This is a genomic window from Pseudomonas sp. NFACC51 (genome assembly GCF_900103575.1).
GTDB lineage: Bacteria > Pseudomonadota > Gammaproteobacteria > Pseudomonadales > Pseudomonadaceae > Aquipseudomonas > Aquipseudomonas fluorescens_Q.
In genome coordinates, this window is sequence record NZ_FMXH01000002.1 from 509,800 (window position 1) to 533,248 (window position 23,449).

Annotated in this window: 22 protein-coding genes; 12 read left to right on the forward strand and 10 right to left on the reverse strand. The window is 59.1% G+C overall.

Going from position 1 to position 23,449, the window contains the following annotated elements; translation table 11 throughout:
- Window positions 1–57: 57 nt before the first annotated feature.
- Complete coding sequence (locus BLT00_RS06260; protein ID WP_092143467.1) at window positions 58–957, reverse strand: LysR family transcriptional regulator; 900 nt, start codon at window positions 955–957, stop codon at window positions 58–60.
- Between the two features lie 112 nt (window positions 958–1,069).
- Here BLT00_RS06260 and BLT00_RS06265 point away from each other — a divergent pair, with 112 nt between their 5' ends.
- From BLT00_RS06265 to BLT00_RS06285, 5 genes are all read left to right on the forward strand, one after another.
- Window positions 1,070–1,741, forward strand: a complete 672-nt coding sequence (locus tag BLT00_RS06265) for an RraA family protein (protein WP_092143470.1) — start codon at window positions 1,070–1,072, stop codon at window positions 1,739–1,741.
- Between the two features lie 73 nt (window positions 1,742–1,814).
- Window positions 1,815–2,870 (forward strand): TRAP transporter substrate-binding protein, encoded by a 1,056-nt coding sequence (locus tag BLT00_RS06270; protein WP_092143473.1) that lies wholly within the window; start codon window positions 1,815–1,817, stop codon window positions 2,868–2,870.
- Between the two features lie 91 nt (window positions 2,871–2,961).
- Window positions 2,962–3,579: a TRAP transporter small permease subunit gene (locus BLT00_RS06275; protein WP_092143476.1), complete on the forward strand. Its 618-nt coding sequence runs from the start codon at window positions 2,962–2,964 to the stop codon at window positions 3,577–3,579.
- Complete coding sequence (locus BLT00_RS06280) at window positions 3,580–4,860, forward strand: TRAP transporter large permease (RefSeq protein ID WP_092143479.1); 1,281 nt, start codon at window positions 3,580–3,582, stop codon at window positions 4,858–4,860.
- Window positions 4,861–4,990: 130 nt separating this feature from the next.
- Entirely contained in the window at window positions 4,991–5,770 is a 780-nt protein-coding gene (locus BLT00_RS06285; protein WP_092143482.1) for an SDR family NAD(P)-dependent oxidoreductase, read from the forward strand.
- A 57-nt stretch (window positions 5,771–5,827) separates the two neighbouring features.
- Here BLT00_RS06285 and BLT00_RS06290 read toward each other — a convergent pair whose 3' ends face one another.
- Complete coding sequence (locus tag BLT00_RS06290) at window positions 5,828–6,709, reverse strand: LysR family transcriptional regulator (RefSeq protein ID WP_092143485.1); 882 nt, start codon at window positions 6,707–6,709, stop codon at window positions 5,828–5,830.
- A 152-nt stretch (window positions 6,710–6,861) separates the two neighbouring features.
- On the opposite strand from BLT00_RS06290, the gene BLT00_RS06295 reads away from it, so the two are divergent.
- Window positions 6,862–8,070 (forward strand): MFS transporter, encoded by a 1,209-nt coding sequence (locus tag BLT00_RS06295; RefSeq protein ID WP_092143488.1) that lies wholly within the window; start codon window positions 6,862–6,864, stop codon window positions 8,068–8,070.
- Between the two features lie 20 nt (window positions 8,071–8,090).
- Here the strand turns inward: BLT00_RS06295 and BLT00_RS06300 are convergent, their stop codons facing one another.
- From BLT00_RS06300 to BLT00_RS06335, 8 genes are read right to left on the reverse strand one after another with little or no spacing between them, the layout of a single operon-like run.
- Window positions 8,091–9,410, reverse strand: coding sequence for an MFS transporter (locus BLT00_RS06300; protein WP_092143491.1), 1,320 nt, complete (start codon window positions 9,408–9,410; stop codon window positions 8,091–8,093).
- Window positions 9,407–10,648: an acetylornithine deacetylase gene (argE, locus tag BLT00_RS06305; protein WP_092143494.1), complete on the reverse strand. Its 1,242-nt coding sequence runs from the start codon at window positions 10,646–10,648 to the stop codon at window positions 9,407–9,409. Before argE ends, BLT00_RS06300 begins: the two co-directional genes overlap by 4 nt.
- Window positions 10,649–10,671: 23 nt before the next feature.
- Window positions 10,672–11,619 carry an EamA family transporter gene (locus BLT00_RS06310; RefSeq protein ID WP_092143497.1) on the reverse strand — a complete coding sequence of 316 codons (948 nt, stop codon included), beginning with the start codon at window positions 11,617–11,619 and terminating at the stop codon, window positions 10,672–10,674.
- A 46-nt stretch (window positions 11,620–11,665) separates the two neighbouring features.
- A complete protein-coding gene (locus BLT00_RS06315) occupies window positions 11,666–12,949 on the reverse strand; it encodes an ATP-grasp domain-containing protein (RefSeq protein WP_092143500.1) in 1,284 nt (427 codons plus the stop codon).
- A 9-nt stretch (window positions 12,950–12,958) separates the two neighbouring features.
- On the reverse strand, window positions 12,959–13,816 hold the full coding sequence (locus tag BLT00_RS06320) for a TauD/TfdA dioxygenase family protein (protein ID WP_092143503.1): 858 nt from the start codon (window positions 13,814–13,816) through the stop codon (window positions 12,959–12,961).
- Window positions 13,807–14,964, reverse strand: a complete 1,158-nt coding sequence (locus BLT00_RS06325) for an NAD(P)/FAD-dependent oxidoreductase (RefSeq protein ID WP_175456211.1) — start codon at window positions 14,962–14,964, stop codon at window positions 13,807–13,809. Before BLT00_RS06325 ends, BLT00_RS06320 begins: the two co-directional genes overlap by 10 nt.
- 13 nt (window positions 14,965–14,977) lie before the next feature.
- The gene (locus BLT00_RS06330) at window positions 14,978–16,099 is read right to left on the reverse strand and encodes a pyridoxal phosphate-dependent aminotransferase (protein WP_092143509.1); all 1,122 of its coding nucleotides are present in this window, start codon (window positions 16,097–16,099) and stop codon (window positions 14,978–14,980) included.
- 27 nt (window positions 16,100–16,126) lie between these two features.
- Entirely contained in the window at window positions 16,127–16,771 is a 645-nt protein-coding gene (locus tag BLT00_RS06335) for an iron-containing redox enzyme family protein (protein ID WP_238992595.1), read from the reverse strand.
- A 365-nt stretch (window positions 16,772–17,136) separates the two neighbouring features.
- Between BLT00_RS06335 and BLT00_RS06340 the strand changes: the two genes are divergently transcribed.
- The 6 genes from BLT00_RS06340 (at window position 17,137) to BLT00_RS06365 (ending at window position 23,441) form a co-directional block, all read left to right on the forward strand.
- Window positions 17,137–17,694, forward strand: coding sequence for a helix-turn-helix domain-containing protein (locus BLT00_RS06340; protein ID WP_086936583.1), 558 nt, complete (start codon window positions 17,137–17,139; stop codon window positions 17,692–17,694).
- A gap of 314 nt (window positions 17,695–18,008) precedes the next feature.
- On the forward strand, window positions 18,009–18,950 hold the full coding sequence (locus BLT00_RS06345) for a hypothetical protein (protein WP_092143515.1): 942 nt from the start codon (window positions 18,009–18,011) through the stop codon (window positions 18,948–18,950).
- Window positions 18,951–18,979: 29 nt separating this feature from the next.
- The gene (locus BLT00_RS06350; protein ID WP_092143518.1) at window positions 18,980–19,375 is read left to right on the forward strand and encodes a hypothetical protein; all 396 of its coding nucleotides are present in this window, start codon (window positions 18,980–18,982) and stop codon (window positions 19,373–19,375) included.
- Window positions 19,376–19,397: 22 nt separating this feature from the next.
- A complete protein-coding gene (locus BLT00_RS06355) occupies window positions 19,398–20,720 on the forward strand; it encodes a hypothetical protein (protein ID WP_092143521.1) in 1,323 nt (440 codons plus the stop codon).
- Window positions 20,720–21,784: a polyprenyl synthetase family protein gene (locus BLT00_RS06360; RefSeq protein ID WP_106215856.1), complete on the forward strand. Its 1,065-nt coding sequence runs from the start codon at window positions 20,720–20,722 to the stop codon at window positions 21,782–21,784. The genes BLT00_RS06355 and BLT00_RS06360 overlap by 1 nt, the downstream gene beginning before the upstream one ends.
- A 22-nt stretch (window positions 21,785–21,806) precedes the next feature.
- Window positions 21,807–23,441: a hypothetical protein gene (locus BLT00_RS06365; RefSeq protein WP_092143524.1), complete on the forward strand. Its 1,635-nt coding sequence runs from the start codon at window positions 21,807–21,809 to the stop codon at window positions 23,439–23,441.
- Window positions 23,442–23,449: the final 8 nt, after the last annotated feature.

Here is a 23,449-nt window from a genome sequence, read left to right on the forward strand (position 1 = left end):
ATAGTTCAAGGCCGAATCAATAAACTTGCTTCGGCCTTGAACTACATGCGCAAACGACTAGTTGACCAGAAAGTTCTGACGCAACAGCGTCGCCCGCGTCAGCGCGACCAACTCATCGAGTTGAACATCGGGCCTTTCCGTTAAATAAGACAAGCAGAACCTGGCCGGCGCGATGGGCGGATGACAGGGCAATACTTTCAACATGTCCACTGCCAACATATCTCGAATTAACGGAACAGGAAGAATACCAATAGCATGTCCGGCAGAGATCATCTTCGCGATGAACGCCAGGGAATTACTGGAGTGAAAAGCCTCGGACACATTCCCCCCTTCTTTCAGCCAGCGCTCAACGACCGAGTACAAAGTCGAGGGCGCGGAATGCGTCACGATGGGATAGGCGCCAGCATGTTCGGGTAGGAATGCCCCGCCTTCAATTTCCAACTGGGCGGCGGCGACCCACTGGAAGGTCATCCAGCCCAAAAAGATGTCAGTGACATCGTCTCGTGTCATCGGATTGGTCAGAAGCGCCAGGTCAAGCTCGTGATCGTTCAGCTTTCGGTTAAGCACCGCCCCCACATCAATAGTGATTTCAAGGGTGATTTCTGGAAAATGCGCCTTGATCTCGGCGATGACCGCGGTCAGCCCAACCATTGCCGAACACTCGTCAGCGCCGACGCGCAATCTGCGATTGTTCTTTTGCTTGGCCGCGAACTGCTCGAGCTTGACGCTGTTGTTAAGCACCATCTCGGCATGCTGCAGGGCGATCAGGCCATCGGGGGTGATGATCATGCGTTGCTTGCTGCGGTCAAAAAGTTTCACGCTCAGCAACGACTCCATCTCGCGAATTCGAGAGGAAATGGCCGGTTGTGTTAAATGAAGATGTCGCGAGGCAGCATGGACGCCGCCTAATCGAGCAGTCCAATAGAAGGCCTCGATCTGCATCAGGGTAATTCTCATGATAAAAATCGTCCTGGCGTTGACTCGTTGTTTTTTATTATCGCATTGGATTCATGCTTGTTAGGCTGCACTGACTGTATCAGACATTCATCAAAAACAAGTAAATACCAGCATGTATATTATTAAAGAACTACCGCAACAGATCGCCGCGGAAGAACTTTCGATTCTTCTCGCGGCCGAGCCGGCAACCATCGGCCACTTCGTCACTAAAGGTATTCTAAGTGCCCGTATAAAAGCCCATTTCCAAGACATTAGAGCGGTTGGAACCGCCGTCACAGTGAGAATGCCTGGAGCCGATGGGGGCATTTTGCATTACGCGATGGGTTGCGCCAGGCCAGGTGACTTCCTGATCGTGGATCGTTGCGGTGAGCGGGTCACGGCAGCCATGGGCGGCGCCATGGCGTATGCAGCCAAACAGGCCGGAATCGCCGGCATCGTCATTGACGGATTCGTCACCGACCTGAGCGAGTTACGCCAGCATGGGGTTCCCATATGGTCTTGGGGCGCCAGTGCCATTACCACTCGGGTCAAGGGTGAAGAAGGTGAGTTTTGTACCCCGGTCCAATGTGGCGGTGTCGTGGTCCATCCCGGTGATGCGGTGGTAGCCGACGAGAACGGCATCGTCGTCATCACCCCCGGCCAGGTGTTCCCACTGGCCCGGCGCGCAATCGCGTTTCAGGAGAACGAAAAAATCACCTTGGCGAGACTGGCAAACGGCGAGAAATTCCCGGATGTCACCGGTTCCAGATCCATCATCGACGCCGCCACGCTGGGCCGATCCTGAACAAGAAAACACAGACGCACGTTGCCATTTCGTTTCTGCCATGTAGCTCCCTCAAAAAAACAACAGGACTACCATGAAACCGTACCAGACTTCCCTTCTGATCTTCGCCATGCTCTACGGCCTGATCGGGCCAGCAGCCTTGGCGGACACCCAGGCGACCACCCACTTCAATGTGATTGGCGGTGGCAGCCACAATTACACCTTCCGTGCGGTGGAGAAGCCGTTCTGGAACAAAACGCTGCCTGACAGTTCCGGTGGCGCCGTCACGGCGCGCCTCAGAGGGTTATCGGAAAGTGGCCTCAAAGGCGCTGAGATGGTGCGTTTGATCCGCTCTGGCGCGGTTGAAATCGGCATGGGCGTCTTTGCTTTCGTGGCCGGCGACGACGCCTTTTTCGAAGGGATCGACCTGCCCGGCATGGCCGCTGATATTGAAACCTCTCATCGGGTTTCGACGGCGTTCAAACCAGTGTTGGCAGAACGCATGGCCGAACGACATGGGGTCAAGCTGTTGGCGACGGTGCCCTATACGGCGCAGGTGTTCTTCTGTCGCGACCCCGTCAATTCCATCGCAGACCTCAAGGGACGCAAGATTCGCGTACGCGGGCGCAATATGTCCGAGTTGATCAAAGCACTCGGCGGATCGCCCATGACCTTGCCGTTCGCCGAGGTGGTGACGGCCATGCAGACCGGCGTCATTGACTGTGCGGTGACAGGCATCGGCTCAGGCAACGCGGCCAGGTGGTATGACGTGGCCAACCACCTCTACAACCTGCCAGTGGACTGGTCGGTTGGTTTCTATGCCATTGGCCTGAAACGCTGGCAGGCGTTGCCCGAGCCTGTACAACGCCTGCTCCAGGCACAATCCCAAGTCTTGGAAGACCGGTTGTGGGAAGAAACCGCCAAAGAAAATCACTCTGCATTGGCCTGCAACATCGGTGCACCTGATTGCCAGATTCACCACCCGGCTCATATGCAGGTCAGCACACCGACAAATGCCGAGAAGCAGGTTCTGCAGAGCGCCGTTCTCAAGATTGCCAACGACTGGGGCAAGCGTTGTGGTGCGCCGTGTGTCGAGCGTTGGAATGCCACGGCAGGCGCGTCCCTTGGCGTGAGCCTGCACAACCCCTGACCCGCGCCCATGCGTTGAACACCTGTGGAGCATGCGCGACAAAGCTTGTCGCGCGTTCTGAACGCCCCCACGTTTGCGGAGAACCCCATCCATGAAACGCACTGAATCTTCTGCTATCCGGCTCGTGAACAGCATTGCCAGGCTGAGCGCCTGGCTGGGCGGTATTGCCCTGATGGGCACCGCACTGATGATCGGCATTGACCTGATCCTGCGCAAGACCATCGGCCTGTCCATGGGCGGTGCCGATGAAATAGCCGGCTATGTCCTGGCCATTGTCAGCACCTGGGCCTTTCCCATCGCATTGTTAAAACGCTCCCATATCCGGGTGGACATTGTCTATTCGCGCCTGCCCCTCAAATTCAGGACCTCCCTGGATCTGCTGGCGTTGAGCTGTATGGCACTTTTCGTCGGCACCGTGCTGTTCCACGCGTGGGACGTGCTGTGGGATTCCATCCAGTACCGCTCGACTTCCACCACACCGCTGCAAATCCAGCAGTGGGTGCCTCAAGCTGCCTGGTTCGCCGGTTACCTGTTCTTTGCGCTGACCATCGTTGTGCTGGGCTGCGCCAGCGTTATCCAGCTGCGTCAGCAACGATGGGCCTCGATTACTGCGCTGATCGGCATCAATTCCGTCGAGGAGGACATTCAAGAAGAAACCCATCGTCCCGCGCCAGGGCACACAACGATTCCGTCGAATGGAGCGCACTAAATGCTCGCCTTTACCCTATTCACCCTACTGGCCCTACTTGGCTTGAGCGTGGCTGCGGCGGTCAGCGTCGGCCTGCTGGGCCTTTCGCTGTCAGAGTTGTTCTCGACACTGCCGCTCAGCAACGCCATAGGCGAAATTGCCTGGAGCACCAGCGCCGAATTCTTGCTGGTCGCTATTCCGCTCTACATACTCATGGGCGAGTTACTGGTGTGTTCAGGCGTCGCCGGGCGCATGTACGGTGCCGTTGCCAAGTGGCTTTCGTGGTTGCCCGGTGGCCTGATGAATTCGAACATAGGCGCCTCGGCGCTGTTCTCGGCAACCAGCGGCTCCAGCGTGGCGACCGCCGCCACCATCTCGACCCTAGCCCTGCCGGAGCAGGAACGAAAAGGCTACCCTGCCCCGCTGTTCCTTGGCTCGATCGCCGCCGGCGGTACACTCGGCATTTTGATTCCGCCCTCGATCAACATGATTCTCTTCGCGCTGATCGCCAATCTTTCGGTGCCCAAGCTGTACTTGGCGGCTACGATCCCGGGCATCCTGCTCAGCTTCATGTTCGTGGCGATCATCGTGTTCGCTTGCCTTATCCGTCCCGATTTGGGCGGCAAAAAGGAGCACTCGACCTGGGCCGAACGACTGGACAGCATCCCAGACCTGCTGCCGCCGCTGGCCATCTTCGCCCTGGTGGTCGGTGCCATCTACAGCGGTTTCGCGACCGCCAGTGAGTCGGCAGCCCTGGGGGTCATCGCCGCGTTCGCCCTGGGCCTGTGGCGGCGCGCCTTCACCTGGCAAAACCTGGGGCAGGCCTTCGAGTCCACCATGCGCACGACCGGGATGATCATTTTCATCACCCTGTCGGCGTTCTTCCTCAACTTCGTGCTGTCATCCATCGGGTTGACAGCAACCCTGGTCAGTTTCGTGACGGGTCTCGACATGTCGCCGATGGGTACGCTACTGGCCATCATCGTGTTCTATATCATCCTCGGCTGCTTCATGGACACGCTGGCCATGTTGATCACCACCGCACCGCTGGTGGTGCCGGTCATTGTCGCCTTGGGTTTCGATCCGCTGTGGTTCGGCGTGATACTCATCATCCTGTGCGAAATGGGACAAATTACCCCGCCATTCGGGATGAATCTGTTCGTGGTGCAAAGTATTCGCAACAAAGGCAAGTTCCTGGATGTGATCTACGGCGCCTTGCCCTTCTGTTTCGTATTACTTGTGTTGATCGCGCTGTTGATCCTGTTTCCGCAGATCGCGCTTTGGCTTCCGCAATTTGCGTGATTCGGGTAAGGCGCTATAAGGGGCGGAGGTAGGTGGCAAAGTTTGTTGGAGTGACGGCGGCATTCAAGGATTGATCAGGTTATATATAGGACTCGGACCACCAAGCAATCGCTAAACCTCTGGAGACGCCATGCCAAACGCAACTGGACAGAACCCTGTGGCACTCATCAGTGGGGTTGGAAGTGAGATCGGAATCGGCATGGCGATCGCGCGCAGACTGGGTACTGCAGGCGCCAGACTGATCGTCACCGCCAGCAGTGCACGCATCAACGATCGAGTCGCAGAACTGCGCGCCGAAGGGTTCGAAGTCGAAGGACGGGCCCTCGATCTTACCGATGAAAACCAGGTACGTGAGTTTATGGCATGGGCGGAGTCCGTCTGGGGGCAGATCGATATTCTGGTCAACAACGCGGGCATGGCGATGCAAGGCAGCCCGGAGTTTTTTTCCGACGTGGCAAGCATGGATCTGCACACCTGGAACCTGACGTTGGCGCGAAACCTGACCACGGCCTTTCTTCTTACACGGGCAGTTCTGCCCGGCATGCGGGCGCGTCGTTATGGGCGCATCGTCAACATCAGTTCCACGACCGGCACCCGCTGCAGTAACCCCGGTGAAGCGGCTTACAGCGCCGCGAAGGCCGCGATGGTCGGAATGAGCATGAGCCTGGCGCTGGAAGTCGCCCAGCAAGGGATCACGGTGAATAGCGTCGCTCCAGGCTGGATCACCACAGGATCGACCACTCCAGAGGAAGCCAAAGCGGCCGGTTACACGCCGATGGGCCGCGCCGGACGTCCTGAAGAAGTCGCTGCACTGGTGGCTTTCCTGGCGTCTTCAGAGGCGAGCTACCTCACGGGGGAAGTTATCGTGGTGGATGGCGGAAACTGCCTGGTGGAGAACAAGGCCCCTTGATCTGAATCCGTGGCCAGCACCTTTCCCTTGTGGGTGCTCGCGATTGCGGTGGTCCGGTCACTTGAACAACTCACTGCTCATGAAATCAATGAACACCCGCAGTTTCGGCGCCAGGTGTTTGCTTGAGGGCCAGAGCATACGGAAGGTGCTTTGATGCCGATTGAAGTCGTCGAGGACGGTGACCAGTTCACCGCTGGCGATGGAGTCGCGCACGGTGAAGTCCGGCACGCAGGCAATCCCCAATGCATCGCGCACGACGTACAGCAACGCCTCGGTGGTGTTGCAGACCAGGGTCGCCGGCAGGTTGAGTTCCGGCTCACCGTCCCCGTTTACCGGCCAGACTTGCATCCTGCCCGTACTGGGAAACTTGTAGAGCAGGCAGGCATGGCGCAGCAGATCCGCCGGCACCTGCGGCGTGCCGTGTTCGGCGAGGTACCGGGGCGAACCGATCACGACGAGCTTGAACGTGCCCAACGGACGGGACATCAGCCGGGAGTCGTTCGGTTCTCCAGTCCGAACGACGACATCGAAACCTTCCTCGATGATGTCCACCAGCCTGTCGGAGAAATCCAGGTCCAGTTCGATACTGGGGTAGCGGCGCATGAAGGCCATCAGCGTCGGCATGACCAAATCTGCAACCAGCGGCAAACTCACCCGCAGTTTGCCCCGTGGCGCTTGGCGGGTTTGCGACAGTTCCAGTTCGGCCGCTTCGACTTCGCAGAGAATACGCCGGCAACGCTCGAGGAAAAGCGTCCCTTCCGCCGTCAGCGTGATACTGCGCGTGCTGCGATGAAACAGCCGCACACCCAGCCGTGCCTCGAGCCGGGCGACGCTTTTGCCCACTGCCGAAGACGAAATGCCCAGCGCCCTGCCCGCCTCTGAAAAGCTACGGGTTTCGGCCGCGCGAACAAAAAAATCAATCCCGCTCAGTGATTCCACGCCAGGCTCCAATTGCGGACATTTTTTCCGATGTGTTGCGCACTCTAGCATTCTTGTCTCGCCAAGGAGGGGCACTTACCGTAGTCGGCACTTATCAATCTGCGATTGACGCCGCTATCCGGCGGGTCAGAAGCGTTCCAGGCAGGTGACACATGACGATTGCCAATACCCATATCGACGCCGATGCCGAGGTTGTCCCGGACACCGCGCCGCTCCCTATCGGATCACTGTTTGCCCTCGCGCTGGCGGCATTCGTGACCATCCTCACCGAAGCCTTGCCCGCCGGTCTTCTTTCACAGATCAGCGAAGGGCTGGCGATCTCCGAAGCCCTCGCCGGCCAGTTGGTCACGGTCTACGCGATCGGTTCCTTGCTGGCGGCCATTCCATTGACCGCCGCGACCCAAGGCATGCGACGCAGAAAGCTGTTGCTGATGGCCATCGCCGGTTTCGCCGTTGCCAATACCGTCACGACGTTTTCTACCCATTATGGCTTGACCATTGTCGCGCGCTTGCTGGGGGGCGTATCGGCCGGGCTGCTGTGGGCCTTGTTGGCCGGTTATGCCGCCCGCATGGTGCCCGAAAGCCAGAAAGGTCGAGCGATTGCAATCGCCATGGTGGGCGCGCCCTTGGCGTTATCCCTGGGCGTCCCGGCTGGCACGCTGCTCGGCAATCTGGTCGGCTGGCGAATGAGCTTCGCCCTCATGAGCCTGTTCGCCGTGGCCTTGATGGTCTGGGTACGACTCAAGGTGCCTGACTTTCCCGGGCAGGCCTCCAGCAAACGTCTTGCCCTGGGCCAGGTCTTCACCCTGCCGGGTGTTCGTTCGGTGTTGTTCGTGGTACTGGCTTTTGTCCTGGCGCACAACATTCTCTTTACCTATATCGCTCCGTTTTTGACGGCGGCAGGCCTGGGCGAGCGAACGGATCTGGTCCTGCTGGTCTTTGGCGTCGCATCGTTGCTGGGGATCTGGGTCGTCGGCGTGCTGATCGATCGCCATCTGCGGGCGTTGACGCTCGCAGGTACGGTGTTGTTCGCCCTTTCGGCCATGATGCTCGGGGCAATGAGCGACAGGCCTGCGGCGGTGTATATCGCCGTGGCTGCCTGGGGAATCGCTTTCGGAGGGGCTGGGACGCTGTTCCAGACGGCCATCGCCAAGACTGCCGGAGACGCGGCGGATCTGGCCCAGTCAATGCTGGTCACGGCCTGGAACCTCGCCATTGCCGGCGGCGGGATCGTCGGCGGCATTCTGCTCGATCATCTGGGGGTGGTGGCGTTTGCGCCGGTCCTGGTCGTTCTCCTGCTGCTGACGTTGGCGGTGGTGGGGTCTGCCAGGCAGTACGGGTTTGCGAAGCGCGTTCAATGAACAGGGTGAATCAACGTCACTCAAGTCTCATGCTCTGCCGTCAGCGCCGGGGTGGCGCTTGCCCGGTATTTCGACAGGCTTACCCAGGCCAGCGGTATCGCACTCAGGCAGGCCGCCGCAAACAACCAGTGGGCCGCCGCCAGGGCATCTCCGCTCTGGCGGTAGATCAGGGTAATCAGCGCAGGCGTGGCACTGCCGAAGAGGGTCACCGATAAGGCGTAGGCCAGCGAGACACCCAAGGCCCTGACCTGCACCGGAAACAGCTCTGCCAAGGCCGCCGCAGCCGGCCCGGTGTAAAGCACCATCAACACTGCCAGCGCGCATTGGAAGATGATCAGCGTCGGGAGACTGGGACTGTTGTTCAGCCATACGAACCCTGGGTAGGCACAGAGCGCGACCCCCACGGCACCGATGAGCATCACGGTGTAGCGCCCGATACGGTCCGACAGCAGTGCCGTTAACGGACACAGCAGCGTGATGAGGCCGACCAGCACCAACCCCAGGTAGGCCTTGTTGCGCGGAAGCTCAAGCACCATCGATGCATAGGTCGGGATGAAATTGATCAATTGTGTCGCGACCGTCCAGAGCACGACGATCAACACCCCCATCACGAGGTTGGGCAGATAGGGGCGAAGGCTAGGCCCCTTCCCGGCCATCGCGTGCTTATCTTGATTATCGAGAAAGCGGCGCAGCGGCTCGCTTTCCTCGAGACTGCGGCGAATTTTCAAGCCTGCGACCACGACCAGCAGTCCGAAGACATAGGGCACGCGCCAACCCCATTCATCCAACTGGGCGGGCGTCAGCGCGCTCGACAATAGACTCGCACTTAAACCGCATAGCAGGAATGATCCGGCTTGCGCCACTTGTTGGCTGGACGCAAATAGCGCGCGGCGGTCCGCCGGTGCTGTCTCGACAAGATAGGCCAGCGCGCCACCGATCTCTCCTCCTGCTGCAACCCCCTGCAATATGCGCGCGACGACAACGCTCAGCGGTGCCCACCAACCGATGGTTTGGTAGGTCGGGCATACGGCGATGATCAGGGTCCCGGCGCCCATCAGCATGATGGACAGCGTCAGCGCGGCCTTGCGCCCCTGGCGATCGGCATAGCGCCCCATCAGCAGCGCGCCCAACGGTCGGGCCACGAAGCCGACGGCGAGCGCCAGGTAGGACGCGAGCAACGACATCAGTGGGTCGGAAGCCGGAAAGAACGCTGCGGCAATCTGCAAGGAGAAGATCGCAAACAGGGTGAAGTCGAACCATTCCAGTGCGGCGCCCACGCTCACCGCCAGCACCAGTTTCCTGCGTTCGCGCCCCTGGCTATCCAAGGCTGTGGCGCTCATTGCGCAGCCCCTGCGGGAATTGGCGGCAATGGCTCACAACGTGCCAGGCGGCGCAGGAACTGTTCACAGGCCTTGAGCTGGGCCAAGTCCACATACTCGTTCACTTTGTGCGCTTGCTTGATGCTCCCTGGGCCGCAGACGATCGTGGGGATCCCTGCGGCCTGAAACAGTCCGGCCTCGGTGCTGTACGCCACTCGCTGTCGGCCATGGGCCATTGAGCTAGCCTCGCGGACCCACTGCGCGAATGCCTGGTTGCCCTTCTCATCCAACCCCGGAGTATGCAACGTGTGGGAAAACTCGATGGACGCCGCCCAAGCGCGATCATCCGTCTCACTGTGCATGGCCTGCTTGGCGTCGTCCTTGATCTGTACCAGCAGTTGCTCGGCATCACATCCGGGCAGGTAGCGAATCTCGAAGTCAAAGCTGCATTGACCGGGAATGACATTGCCAGCGACACCGCCATTGACCCGGCAGACCTGGACGGTGGTGTACGGGACATCAAACCCGCTGTCCAACGGCCCCTGTGAAAGTCGCCTGGCCACGTGCTGAAGCTGCATCTGTACCCGTGCGGCATAGTCGATAGCGTTGACCCCCTCGTTCGGCAACGAGGAGTGCGCCACCTTGCCATGGACACAGCAATTGATTTCGTGACGCCCCTTGTGGCCGATCACCAACGCCATTGAAGTCGGCTCGCCGACAATGCAACCGGCGGGCTCCAGCTGCGCCTGGGTGATGAACGGGGCCAGATGTTTCGCCCCCATCGCACCCACTTCTTCGTCATAGGACAAGGCCAGGTGAAAGCTTTGTCGTGCAGAGGCCATCAGCTCGGGAACCATCGCCAGCACCACGGCGATGAACCCCTTCATGTCCGAACTGCCACGACCGTAGAGCCGATCCTGATCCAGATAAGCGCTGAACGGATCCTGCGCCCAAGCCTGGCCCGCTACCGGCACCACGTCAGTATGTCCGGACAGGATGATGCCCCCGGGGCGTGGCGGTCCAAGGCTGGCAAACAGGTTCGCCTTGCGCCCGGAGGCGTCCGGTAGAATCTGGGCCTGTACCCCGAAACCGTGCAGGTACCCGCTCACCCATTCGATAAGGTCCAGATTGGAGCGGTCGCTGACCGAAGGGAAACCGATCAAGGTTCGTGCGATTTCCAATGTGCGTGCCAGTACGCTGCGGTCGTCATTCGAGCAAGCGTCTGCCGCCCCCTGCGCAAAGGCCAAGGAAAGAGTCATGGGATGCTCCAGCAAACAGAAGTCTATTTTTGAAGGGCAACAGGCATAGGCCCTGAATGAACAACGCGCCTGTCTCGCGAAAACCAGACGTTGGACAACAACACCGCCACGCACACCACCGTAACCAGGACGGGAACCCAAGGACTATGCCAGGTGGAGAGCACGAACTCGGCGGCCAAGGCAATGACCGGCACGCAAGGCGTGAGAATGGACACCCGCCCACCTCCCAGGTGCTGAATGGCAAATTGCAGGGTAAACACCGGAATCAGCACGCTGACAAACGCCAGCTTGATCAACTGGCCGAGCATGGCGGTATCCAGCGTGAGCAGTTGGTGCAGATTTTCCCGGCCGACCCACCCTGTGACGATCAATAGCAGGAAGAACCTGACGCACAGGATATCCATGGCGCTGTACTTGCTGTCGCGGTTCAGTCGAGCCGAGCAGAACACATAGATCCCGCCAGTGATCCCGGCAACACTCGCCAGGGCGATGCCCTCATGCAAGTTGACCAGGCTTACCTGGGCCGTGACCCCAAGCGCGAGACGCATAAGGACCAACGCCATCAGCGACAGCAGGATCAGCAGCGCGCCCAGCCAGCGGGAACGACTGACCGAGGAGCGCGCCACCAGCATTTCACAGACCACCACCACCAGCGGCATCCAGCCCTGATAGATGGCCGACTCCACCGACGCCTCGATGCGCTGCAATGCCATGAACATCAACCACCAACTGAACAACGTCAGCACATTGAGCAGCAGTACGCCTCGCCACTCCTCGCGTAGCAGGCGAAACGGGTCATGACCCCGCAAGGTATGCACCAGGAAAAATACCGCCCAGGCCATCAGGAAGGTAATGAATGTCAACGCCGCCCCACTGATACGGGTGAACGCCACCATGACCCAGACGGCCGAGAGCGCCGTCGAGATGCAGTAGACCGCCATGCTGACGGCACCGAGTATTCCTGTCTTCATGCCTGCTCCTTGAGAAAAACCTGTGCTTGGCGCCCTACCTGATCGATCAAGCGGTTCCCGGCTCCAGCACTTCCACCTGGGTCGGTACGTAGTGCTGCAAAGCCTCGAAGTCGGCGCGAAGTACCTTTGGATCGGTGTTATACAAAGTCAGGATGCCGGCGGTATCGGCCAGGGACCGGGAGTCCACCACCATTCCGGGGGCGACCCGCCAGTCGATGTCGTAGATACTGGAAATGGGGGGCTCGTTGAGCTGGCTGATCCGGCCTTTGCGCAAGGGTAACAAGGCGGACACCACGTTGTTCTTCTCGTTGGGCTTGATGTCATCGAGAGCTGCGACGCCGGCTGTGAGGTAGAGATTGGCGTCGATCAGGTTGATGTCGCTGTTTTTCTCGTGGTACGGCACCCCGATGCCGCCAGGTACGCGTGCGGCAATTTCCAGGAACACCGGATAACCGCGCTTGCGGTCCACGAAGACCTCGTGGTGCGTCGAACCGTTGCGAAAGTTCAGGGCCGCAATCACGTCCCGATTGAATGCCTCCAGGGTCGCCTTGAGCGTGGGGTCGGCCACGGGAATCACGCTCAAGGGCTTGCCCTGGACAAAGTCAAAGTTGGTGCAACCCAGTTCCAGCACACCGCAGTAGCGGATTTGACCGTCGACCACAAACGAGTCGCATTGGAACATGTCGCCGTCAATGAACTCGTCCACCTCGTAATCAAAATGATACGGCGAGGCCAGCACTTGTTCGCGGGCCTTGATGAATTCGGCCTCGTTGCGAATGATCGACACCTCGAAACTGCCCGCTGCGTTCACCGGCTTCAGGACCAGGGGCAAGCCCAATCGCGCCGTCAGCTCGGCGTAGTAAGCCTGCGGCTCAGCCGATAGCCGTACGTGATCCAGTGGCACAAACTCGGGAATGCGTATCCCCTTCTGGCTGACCGCGTGTTTCATCAGCACTTTGTCGCGAAAGTTCGCCACGATCGCCTGTGTATCACCCTCTAATCCGAACTCCTCGCGCAACTGAGCCGCCAGCTCAACGTGGCACTCTTCCTGGCAGAAAATGCGCAATGACGAAGTATTGCCCTGCACGGCTCGCAGCTCATCGCTGATGATGCTGCGACATTGGTCGTGGTCCAGCAGCGGACGGATGTTGCGCTGCAGGTCGGCATCGACGCGCACAACCTGTGAGACATTACGCTCGAGCGCGGGCGGCAGGACGTCGGCATGATAGGCGATCAGCACTGTCCGGCAATCTCGACCCAGCGTCTGCAACGCCTTCTCGGAGGCAAAGTTAAGGTAATGGGGCGTCAGGAAAACGATGGTCTGGATCATGGTAGTGCCTCACTGGAAGTCGACGTTCATGCGATAGAGAAGGCGCGCATCGGCGCCCCCTTCACTTTTGGGTATTGGCGGACCTTTATGCAGCGTTGAGAGGTTGTCCCAGATGACGATGTCGCCTGGGCGGTAGGCATGCCGATAGCGCGGTGCGTGCTGGACAAGGAAGTCGACCAGACTGTCGAGAATGCGATGGGACAGTGCAGGCGTTACCCCTTCTATTTGCATGGCCGTTGCAGCCGGTGCATACAGCGACGCCGTGCAAGCGAGCGGGTGTTGGTACACCAGGGGGTGGACCACGGTGTTTTCCAGTGCGCCAGCCTCCTGGGAATTGAGCTGTTGCACCGCGGCATCGGCATTGCGCAGCGCGTCGCGATTGCCAAAGCGGTGGTGAACCCGCAGGTTTTCCAGGTCGAGACCTTTCAGGTACGGCGGGCAACCTGGGCTTTCCAGCCACTGGCGAACCTGCTGCAGGCCTGCGACACAATCGATGAATTGGGTCTCGCCGTGTTGGTCGGGTACACGTACCGACAGCAGTGACGTGAACACCGTGTTCGCCGATTTGTACGACATGTCGGTGTGCCAATACCCTCCTCCTTCATGCACGCCCAAGGCCTGGCCGTCCCGATGGAGATTGGTCACAGTCAGCACTTCCCGATAATCCTCGAGGCAGTACTTGGCCAACACATGATGGACAGGCGAGCCCAGCCTGCGCATCAACTGCACATAAGGGGCGACGCTGACGTCCTGGTTGGCGATGACCAGTACCTTGGCCTGGGCGATGGCCTGCTTGAGCGCCGCTGCCGACTGCCCGAGCACGTCGCCAATGTCCAGGCGTAGCGGCTGGAACATCCTCACGCCCATGACCGCAGTCCTTCTCGCAGCGATATGGCGGCACTCATTTCTGCAGCTGCCGGCACCATCGTGTTGATCGACGCATAACCTGAGGCAGCACCCGCGAAATACAGGCCTGCGACAGGGCTTTTCCCATCCTGGTGGCAGGTAAAGCCGGTTTGCTGGTTGAGCAGTTGCGGCCAGTCGGTGGCGGGCAGTTGTGCGGTGACGCCGATGGCCGAAACAAGGCATTGCTCCTTCGCCGACACATCCAAATGCAACTCATGCCCGTCGAATGCCTGGGCGACGACCAATCGGCCCGCCTCTTGAGCCTTGCGACAGGAAGCCTGGAGCAGCGGATGGCCGTTGAGTGACGCCGGAAGGTCCATGACGACCTTGTCGCCATCCTGGCGAATGCTGTTGTAGGCATGTAGCCAGATATTGGCCCGGCCCGTGCTGCTGGCGCTGTTGAGCGGCCCTTGAAAGGAACTGGACGAAGTCTTGGCAATCATTTCCAGCGTGCGCTGGCTCAGGGACCTGAGGGCAAAGCGATCATCGGTCTCTTGGGGATACAGCCCCAGATAGGATTTGATCAGGATCGACACATTGCGGGCGAACGGCGCCAGGAGCAGTGCGATCTGGAACGCACTGTTACCACTGCCGAAGATGACCACATCTTGCTGCAGGAAACGATGGGCCTGGCCCCGCGCAACCATTTGATAGACGTCAAAGCAATTGAACCAATGGGCACTGGGCATTTCGAAGGGCGGCGCCTTCGGGCGAATCCCGGTTGCCAGGATAATCTGCTGTGCACGCAAGGAACGATGCTGGGAACCCGGGGCCAGGCTCACCTCGAACAGCCCCTGGACCTTGCTGACGGTGACCACCCGTTGCTGGATCTTGGTCAATTGCAAGGCTTCGAAGTTACTACGGATGTAGGCTGCGTATTCCTCACCGGTGGGGCTGACGCACAACTTGCGCATGAACCTTTGCAAGGGATAGGGCGCGCCTTCGATCTCCAGTTCATTGCAGTAGGACTGCAATGGATGATCGCCCATCATGCCCATGCACCCCCCGAATACATCGCTGATGACAGCGACTTTCAGGCCCAGATCAATCAGCCGGATACACTCGCCAAGCCCTGCGGGACCGCCGCCTACGACAATGACGTCGAACACATGCTGCTCCATTTCAAAAACCCTCCAGGCGGACACAGGCTTGATCAACAATGGGTTTGGCTACCGAGAAAGAAAACCGGACATAGGTGGGGCATGGCCCCTGGTAGAAGGGCGTCGCGGGCAATGGCATGACACCGCAACGAGCGGCCAGGTGTTGACTGAATTCAACGGGGGACAATAAAGGCGCCCGCCGTGAATAGTCGGCCATGATGTAATGGCCGCCCGCCGGTAACCGGACATCCAGCCTGGCAGCCCTCAGCGCACCTGCCAGGCGATCGCGTTTGTGCTTGTAGTGCTCACGCAAGCTATCCAGTCGCCCGACGGTCAACTCATCGAGCAAAACAGCAACGGCCGCCTGTATGGGGGTGGGTTGGCAATAGCTCAGGTAGAGGTGGTGGGCATAGGCTCGCTCCATGAAGGTTGCCTGCGCGCATAACCAGCCGATTCGCACGCCCGTCATGGACAACAACTTTGAAGCGCTGCCTGCCACCATCATGGGAATCTGCTGGCTGGGGTAGCGCGCCGGTGTGTCAGCGTCGTACTGATAGTGACGATAGGCTTCGTCGACAATCACCATGAAATCATGGTTTTTTGCCAGCGCCACCAGGTGCTGCCAATCATCAGCGGACATGCACCACCCTGTCGGGTTATGGGGCGTATTGAGCAGCAGTATGCGAACACCCGCGCGCAACTGCTGTTCGAGCAGTGCCCAATCGGGGCCGATCGGCTCCCCTACCGACAACGGCACTGCAACAAACTCCAACCCCAGCAACGTGGCCATTCCTGGGTAATAGGGATAAAAAGGCTCAAAGAACGCGACCCGGCTGCCGTACTGCGTGGACGCTGCGTACAGGGCCAAGTACAAGGCCTCGGTACAGCCACTGGTCACCAGCACTTCACTGTCGGGCGCATAGCCGGCACTGTGGGCCGCAATGCTTTCGCGCAAAATCATTTCGCCGCGTGGGTCGGCGTACTGCCAGCCCGCCCTGACCTGGCGGGCCAACGCCGCATTCATGGCATTGTCAAACAGGGGTTCAGGAAGCCCTTGCGAAAGGTTCAACGCTCCTGAGGATGCTGCATGTGCACTGGCATCCCTGAAGGGCGCCACTCGACCAATCAATGTCAAATCATCCATGACTTCCCGCCCCCTTGTATTGATTGGTCAGGCGTGAGTGGCTATTCGGTTGAGTCCTTGCCAGAAACGGGTCAACAAGTTCAGTACATCGGCAGCGCCCTCCAGAATATTGTTGCCGTTGTCAGTGTCCCGGGCCGCCTCCATGACCGCGTCACTGATCCATTGCACATGATCGGTTTCTACCAGCATGTGCAGATAGAAATAGGTGAAGTCTTCGTGTTTCCACCCGCTGTAGAGGCGGAAGCCTTCGTACAGGTTGGCGATCATCGGAAAGCCGAACTCTTCGATAACGTAATGAGCACCAATGGCATGCTCTGTCGAACCCTCGAGGAAAATTCGACGCAGGCCATCGACCAACTCACTGGCTTCGGGAATATATTCAACCTTCTTCCAGTCATCCAACGTGATGCCAACGCCGGCAAGTACACGCTCGAACATGATGAAGTGTGCCTCGCCTACCCCATCGCCCAGCTCGGACACGACCGTGCGCGCCAGCTTCATCCGAATCACTTCGCTGTCGGTGCGGTGCGAGGTACCCGCCAGGATCTGGGGGAACGTACGAATGTAATAAAAGTACTGCTGGAACACTTTCTTCAGCGTTGCCTTGGGCAGCGGGGCCTGTCGAAAGGTTTTATAGAACGCATTGGTGTTGATCCCCGAAGCCGTGATCATTCCTTTAATCGAATGAATGATTTGCTCACCCGTGAGACAGCCTTGTTCCATTTGCTGAGCCGGCATAGATCCCCCCAAATACGATAAGGTAGCTTGGATGGCCGCGACGGAATGTCGCTGCGCGTTTCAGATAGTAAACAAGCAATTCACGCAAACAAATTGATACTTTTAATCGAAGGCGTTCCGAACAATAGATTTATTTTTAAACATGAAAATCGTGATATTAATTCCATTTAGAATCAATTGATTATGAGTTGGTAATATTTTATCGCACAAAAATAGAGCATTATCTTTTTTTGCACCAGCAAGATGCATGTCGGGCGCTAAGCTCAAATTAAATCACCCCGATTTGGAAGTCTTCTATAGTGAACAATCAACCCATTGACATCGCATTCACCATCAAAGCCGAGCGAGCCGCGCGGGAATGGTCCATCGGCGAGCTCGCCCAGCTATCCGGCGTATCGAAGGCAATGATCAGCAAAATTGAAAACGCACAAGTCAGCCCGACGTCGACGATCCTGGGCCGGTTGTCGGGAGCTTTCGGCTTGCCCCTCTCCACCCTGTTGCATCGAGCCGAGGGACGCTCGGGACTTCTGTCAAGGGCGGCGGAGCAACCGCGTTGGGTCGACCCGGAAACTGGCTACGCGCGCCAGCAAGTCTCCCCGCGGGAGGGTTGGCCATTGGAGCTCATCAGTGTGCAACTGCCTGCGGGCGTGCGTATCAGCTACCCGGCCACGGCCTATGCGTTCCTTCATCAGCAGGTGTGGGCCACGCAAGGCACGCTGACGTTTACCAAGGGCACCACCACCTACATCCTGGAGCAAGGCGACTGCTTGCAATTGGGGTTGCCTGAAGAAGCCTGCACGTTCGAAAACGCCACAGCGCAAGTGTGCGAATACGTCATAGCCCTGATTCGCAAGTAGCAACCGCCCCATCGGTGCCCGCCTGCACACCGACCGCACTATCCAGACGTTCATCCAGGCCGGCGAGCGCACGGCATTCGCGCAATATGCTTATGTAGACCGGGAGGTGAATCGTCGCGCAAGAAGCCGGAGTGTCCCGCTACGGTTTCTTGCGAAATGGGCGGGTGCCAGAGGTATCGATAAGCGCTGGCATTTCTTATATCTGGCCGAACCGACGCCTCTTAAACAAATTTTTAAGAAAAAAGGTGGACTTTTAAAAACCTGCTACATTCGAGTGTGAGATGGATTCTCACAGACATCAGGAAGGTACAGGGATGACCAATTTCGACGCTGCCGCAGGCATCAGCGTGACGGAGCTCAACACCTTGTTGGGCGAGTATTACCAGAACGCCCCCAGCACTAATGACCCATTCAAGGGCAGCCTGCCCAAAACCCTGCCAGACCTCGGAGCAGTGACGCTGACTTGGGATGTCGGTGCTGCGCCTAGCCTTGCTTTCGGTCCTCCCTCCCCGGCTATCTGGAATGCCGCGCTTGCGCCGAACGGCGAAACCAATGGTTCCCAGAGCATCCCTTTGCCCAGTTTGCCAATGGTCCAACTCACCTTGCCGATGCTGACGGCCAGCTACACGCTGGGCACTGCGCCCGCGGTAGGCGGTACCGCCCCGAGCGTAGTGGTCTACGCCACGCTCACCTTTACGCCGGGAACACTGGCACTCGACTTGGTGGCAGTGTCATTGGACGAGAGCAAATTCTCCGCGTGGGACATAGCCATATTCAACCTGATGCTGTTGCCGCAGATATTCACCTCTGCTAATCAGATGCTGGCCCTCGTGCACCTGCCCAACCTCGATTGGAACGGGGTGACACTCAACCCTGTACAGCTGCAACTCACTGCAAGCTATTTGCTCGGTGCGACGACGCTGACCACCAACACCAATGCGCTGGATATCGACGGAGTAACCTGGCCCACCGATCCGGTGTTCGTGATCGCCAGCAATACGCTGATCAACGCGGCAATGGCTGTTTTCTTGAAGCCTTACCAGGGGTATCCGTTCTCCGACAGCGGCGACTTCAAGAAACTGGCCGATTGGAGCTACAACGGCTCGATCTCCTCGCTCTCGGCCACAGTCAAGCAGGTGGCCCCCTTGACCATCAATGCCCAGTTGAGCGCTTCGCTCAACGCGCAGGCCACCCTCACTGCGGCAGGCATGGCCCTGGCGGCGGCAGGTTGTGCCCTCGGTGCGGCCCTGCTGTAACCCTCAAATTCCTTGCCGGAGCAACGCCCATGTCGAGCATGTTTGATTACGATGTTTCCATCAGTCCTTCGCCCGCCGAAATCGATCTGACCGTGGCAGTCGATGGCGTCGCTATCAGCGCGACGATAACGTCGGTACCGTCGCTGACGTTTAAATTGACGCCGACAGGAAACCTGGTCCAGAAGATTCTGTCCGCGGTTGCCTATCCCATTGCGACCCTCATCGCCGCAGAGGTCAAGGACAAACCCAAGGACGCGTTGCAAGGCAAAGTCGAGTCCATCGGCTCAGTGCCCAACTACGATACCAATGGTATCCGCATCGCCCCCAGCGCTCTGACCTTGGGTAGCGTCAACATCGGCGATAGCCCGATGTTGAAAATCGTCGCGACGCTGGCGATCACCAATCTCCCCTCTACCAGCGTCTGATCTGCCTACGAGAGCGCATCGCATGCCTACTATCGACGACTTCCTGCCGAAATTGACGGCTGCCTCCGGCACAGCTTCCTTGGCCGCTACCCTGCCCCAACAATTTTCGGTATCGGCTTGTGGCCCCTATCCGTTGGCCAGCCATGTGGACATTCCCAGCAATTCCAACGGTGGCGAATTACTGCTGGCATTGAACGACATCTCGGTGTCGCCAGTGACGTTGTTATCCATCGTTCCCGACCATGATCCCCGCCGTATCGTGGTGACCCTGGCGCCGATGCAACTGAACGGAACCTACGAACTGTTTGGCCTGGAAAGTGCGAAGGTGCAATTGGATACCGGTGGATTGATGGCGCCGCTGGCAAGCTTTGCCGTGGGTGCGAGTACTGTTGATGATACCGATCCACCGACTATCACCGAGAAACAGTATGACCAGCTGCAGCAAGCCAACGATCAGCGTACCCAGTTGAATCAGACTGCAAACGGCCGCTCCCTGCTGGATATGTTCAACCAACACAACGACGCCTACAACGCTGTCTTCACTACCAATGCACGTTTGCGCAAGCTCTGGATAGGCGATGGCGCCACCGAGCAGATGTCCGACTATACGTCCCAGGCGTTGGATACACCGGGCATGCCGGTCAATCCAGCGATCACGGACAAGTCCTTTGGTACGACGTCGCAGTCCTACAATGAGAACGCGTTAGCGCAACAACTCAATCTCTACGGCGCCTGTTATCACCCCTACCCCGAGGCCGCGACGGCCGCGCTGACTTTTCAGACGCAAGTTGCCAACGCCACCCAAAACACCCAGCAGAATGTGGTGCCTATGACCGCCCAGGCTGTCTATAGCGCTGTCGATAAAGCCTCGCCTGCGAATCAGGCAAACTTCCTGTTGCAGACCCAGGGCCTGGAAAGCGCGTTGTCACGGATCCTCGAAAATAGCCATGACGATACCGACCTGGATCTATGCGCCCAGCACGGTTTCATCATGGACGCCGAGACTCAGGCGCGTGTGCAGTCCATCTATGCCGAATCATTGCGTCTGCACGACCCCAAGCGCCGCTTGCCCCTGCATAGCGGACCCTTCTCCAGTTCGCTCGCGCAAAGCCGCTTCGTCTTCGCCCTCAGCGAGCAGCCCGATGGCGCGCTGACGCTCAAACTGCAACGCAGCAATTTGAGCGTGCCGGCTCTAGACCTTGACAGCGCGCAGTGGCAGGGCCAGGCCGGTGAGGTCGGTCGCTCGCGCCTGGGCAGCGCCAACTTCATCCGAGGCATCCTCGAAGACCGCATTGCCAGCCAACTGACTCGCGTACTGCGAATGCTCGCCAGCCAGGAGGCATGATGTCGGCAAGCGACTCCATTGCTGTAGTCATCGCGCAACAGCCGACAGCATCGTCGGCATCAGTGTACGCGCGCATCAGTGAAGAACTGCTGGCCGAAGACCTCGTGCGTTTCCGGCAGGAAGTGGAGCTGGCGTTGGAACCGCAGGCGCCCTACCTCACCGACGTGGAACGGCAGATGTTTGCCGGCGGTAAAAAGATACGCCCCTTGGTCATGCTCCTGTCGGCGCGGCTCATCGCGCAGAATGGGCCTCTGCCCGACAAGGTCTACAAAGGCGCGGCATCGCTGGAGATGCTGCATGTGGCCACCTTGATCCACGACGACATCGTCGATGAGGCTCAGCTGCGACGCGGACTGCCATCGGTGTCGGCGGCTCGCGGCAGCAAGACCGCGCTGCTGATCGGCGATCTGCAATTCGTACAGGCGCTTCGCGGGTTCGCCACCGCCGTGGATACCGAGCGCGACATGACCTTGGTGCGGTTGGTGTTGGATACCGCGTTCGATATCTGCCGAGGCGAGTTGGACGAATTGGACCGGACCTTGCCCGAGGATCACGATGCACGCCTGGCGCGCTATTACCAGACCATCGACCGCAAGACCGCAGTCTTGTTTCGGTTGGCCTGCCAGGGGGGTATCGATCTGGCCGGTGGGCGTAGCCGTGATGCCCGCCGCGGTGGCTTCTTCGGGCGCGCCTTGGGTCGTGCGTTCCAGATCATGGACGACGTGCTCGATGTGGTGGAGTACGAAAGTTCGGCGGGCAAGCAGTCAGGTATCGACCTGTTACTGGGTCGACTGTCGCTGCCGCTGATCTATGCGATGGAGACGCTCGGCCCGACACATGCAATCAGCCAATCGCTGCGCGAAGGCACGCCATTGACGGGGCATCGTTTGGGCGATGCATTGGACGACTTGCGTGATTGTGGCTGTATCGACAAGGCCTACGCGGCTGCCCGGCGCGAAGCCTTGCAGGCGCTGTTCTATCTCGAGCCATTTCCTCCAGGCCGCTATCGCGACGCACTGGAGGAACTGGCACTACACGTCGTTGACCGCCCATTGAACGGCTGACCCTGCACCTGACGGAGCACCCATGAGCACCTTGATGAGTTTTTTTCTCGACACGCTGCAACCGTGCCTCAACGACCCGGACAATGCAAAGCTATGGCTGCCCAAGCAACTGGCGGAGATGCAAGGGGGGGATGGAAATCCGGTGCTGCCGGTGCATGCCGACGAGCAGGATCTGGGCTATCTGACCGGCGACAATGGCAACTATATCGCCCAGCGGTTCGCCAACGTATGGTCACTGATGAACGACGAAGACGCCGTGCCCGATCCCCAAAAACCGTATCCGTACCTGAGTCTGTCTGCAGTCCTGGTGGACGGTTTGCAAAACATCTTCGTTAATCCGTCGTCCTCCACACTCACGGGCCAAGGCTACTCCATCACCCTGCCATTGCTGTTCAATTACTATAACGGCCCCTCGGGGCAGACACATTTGCCGCCGCTGACGATGTCTGGCAACTATCGCATCGACCAGTCGCTCCTGATCGGGGACGCTCCCGACACCTCGACCACTGACATCATCGGCACCGGTGCGTTCACTGTCGCGTTCAGTGAATGCATGTTGAACGCGCAGGTCAGCGTGACCATCGAAGGCAGCGCCGCAACCCGTTCCCTGGCCATCGGGGTGAGCGACCTGAAAATCACCAACGTCAAGGGCGGTTCCATCACGCTGAACTTCACGCAACTCACGCTGGATGGCGACCTGACGGGCAAAGATGAGCTGATTGAGTTGATCAGGCAGGCGCTCAGCGCTTCCCAAGGCCAGGCAGCCATGGTCGGCGCGTTAAGCAGCATGTTGAATTTGCCCTCCAACCTGCAAAGCGTCAACGACATGCTCGGCACACAGGCCGAGAACCTCATGTCCAGTGTGTTCGGCCCCCTCCCTGCCCAAGGCCTGCCCAATGACGACAGTGGCCAGGACGCGGCCTCGCCCGTGGACCTGTTCCTGTTCGATCGCACACGCGTGGCGCTGAACGAAGCGAACAGTAACTGGTATCTCCCGTGGCAACTCGCGTGCTCGTCGGATCCGGTGCTGGAGCCTTATTCCAATCCTCAGATCGACATACCCGATCAGACGTATGGGGGGCTGAAGTACACCAACATCCAGTTGACCAAACTGACGCTTTCGGGCGGTTCCAACGCTCAGGCACCGCTGTCGGCGGTTAAGCTCAGCACTCCGCGGATTGCCGCCACGCTCAATTTCGGCGCTCTGGCAGAGGGGCCGGTACGGCAGCTCGACCGCCCGGGCCCGACGGTCAGCCTGCCCGTTCCACCGGCACCGCCGCTCACCGTGAACGCCGGGTTCTCGCTGACCCAGCAGGGCCTCAAGCCAGTCCTACTGCAGGGCACCCTGACCGCGACTGTGGTCAACCTGCAAAGCTCGCTGACGATCACCCCATCAGGCGCCGATGTGAATGCCTTGACGCTCACGATCAGCGATATCAGCGCAAGCCTGGACAGTGCCCAGATAGATGTGTCGGTGACGCTGACGCCTCACGATGTCTCACTGGAGCAGATCATCGGCCGCTTGTTCCAGAAACCCGAAGTCCAGTCACAGATCGCCAAAGCGCTGAACAATGCGCTCAGCGCCCAGGCGCCGCAGCTATCGGAAGAGTTCAGCCAGATCGCGCGTAAAGCCATCCTCAACCAACTCAACAGTTAGGAGAACAT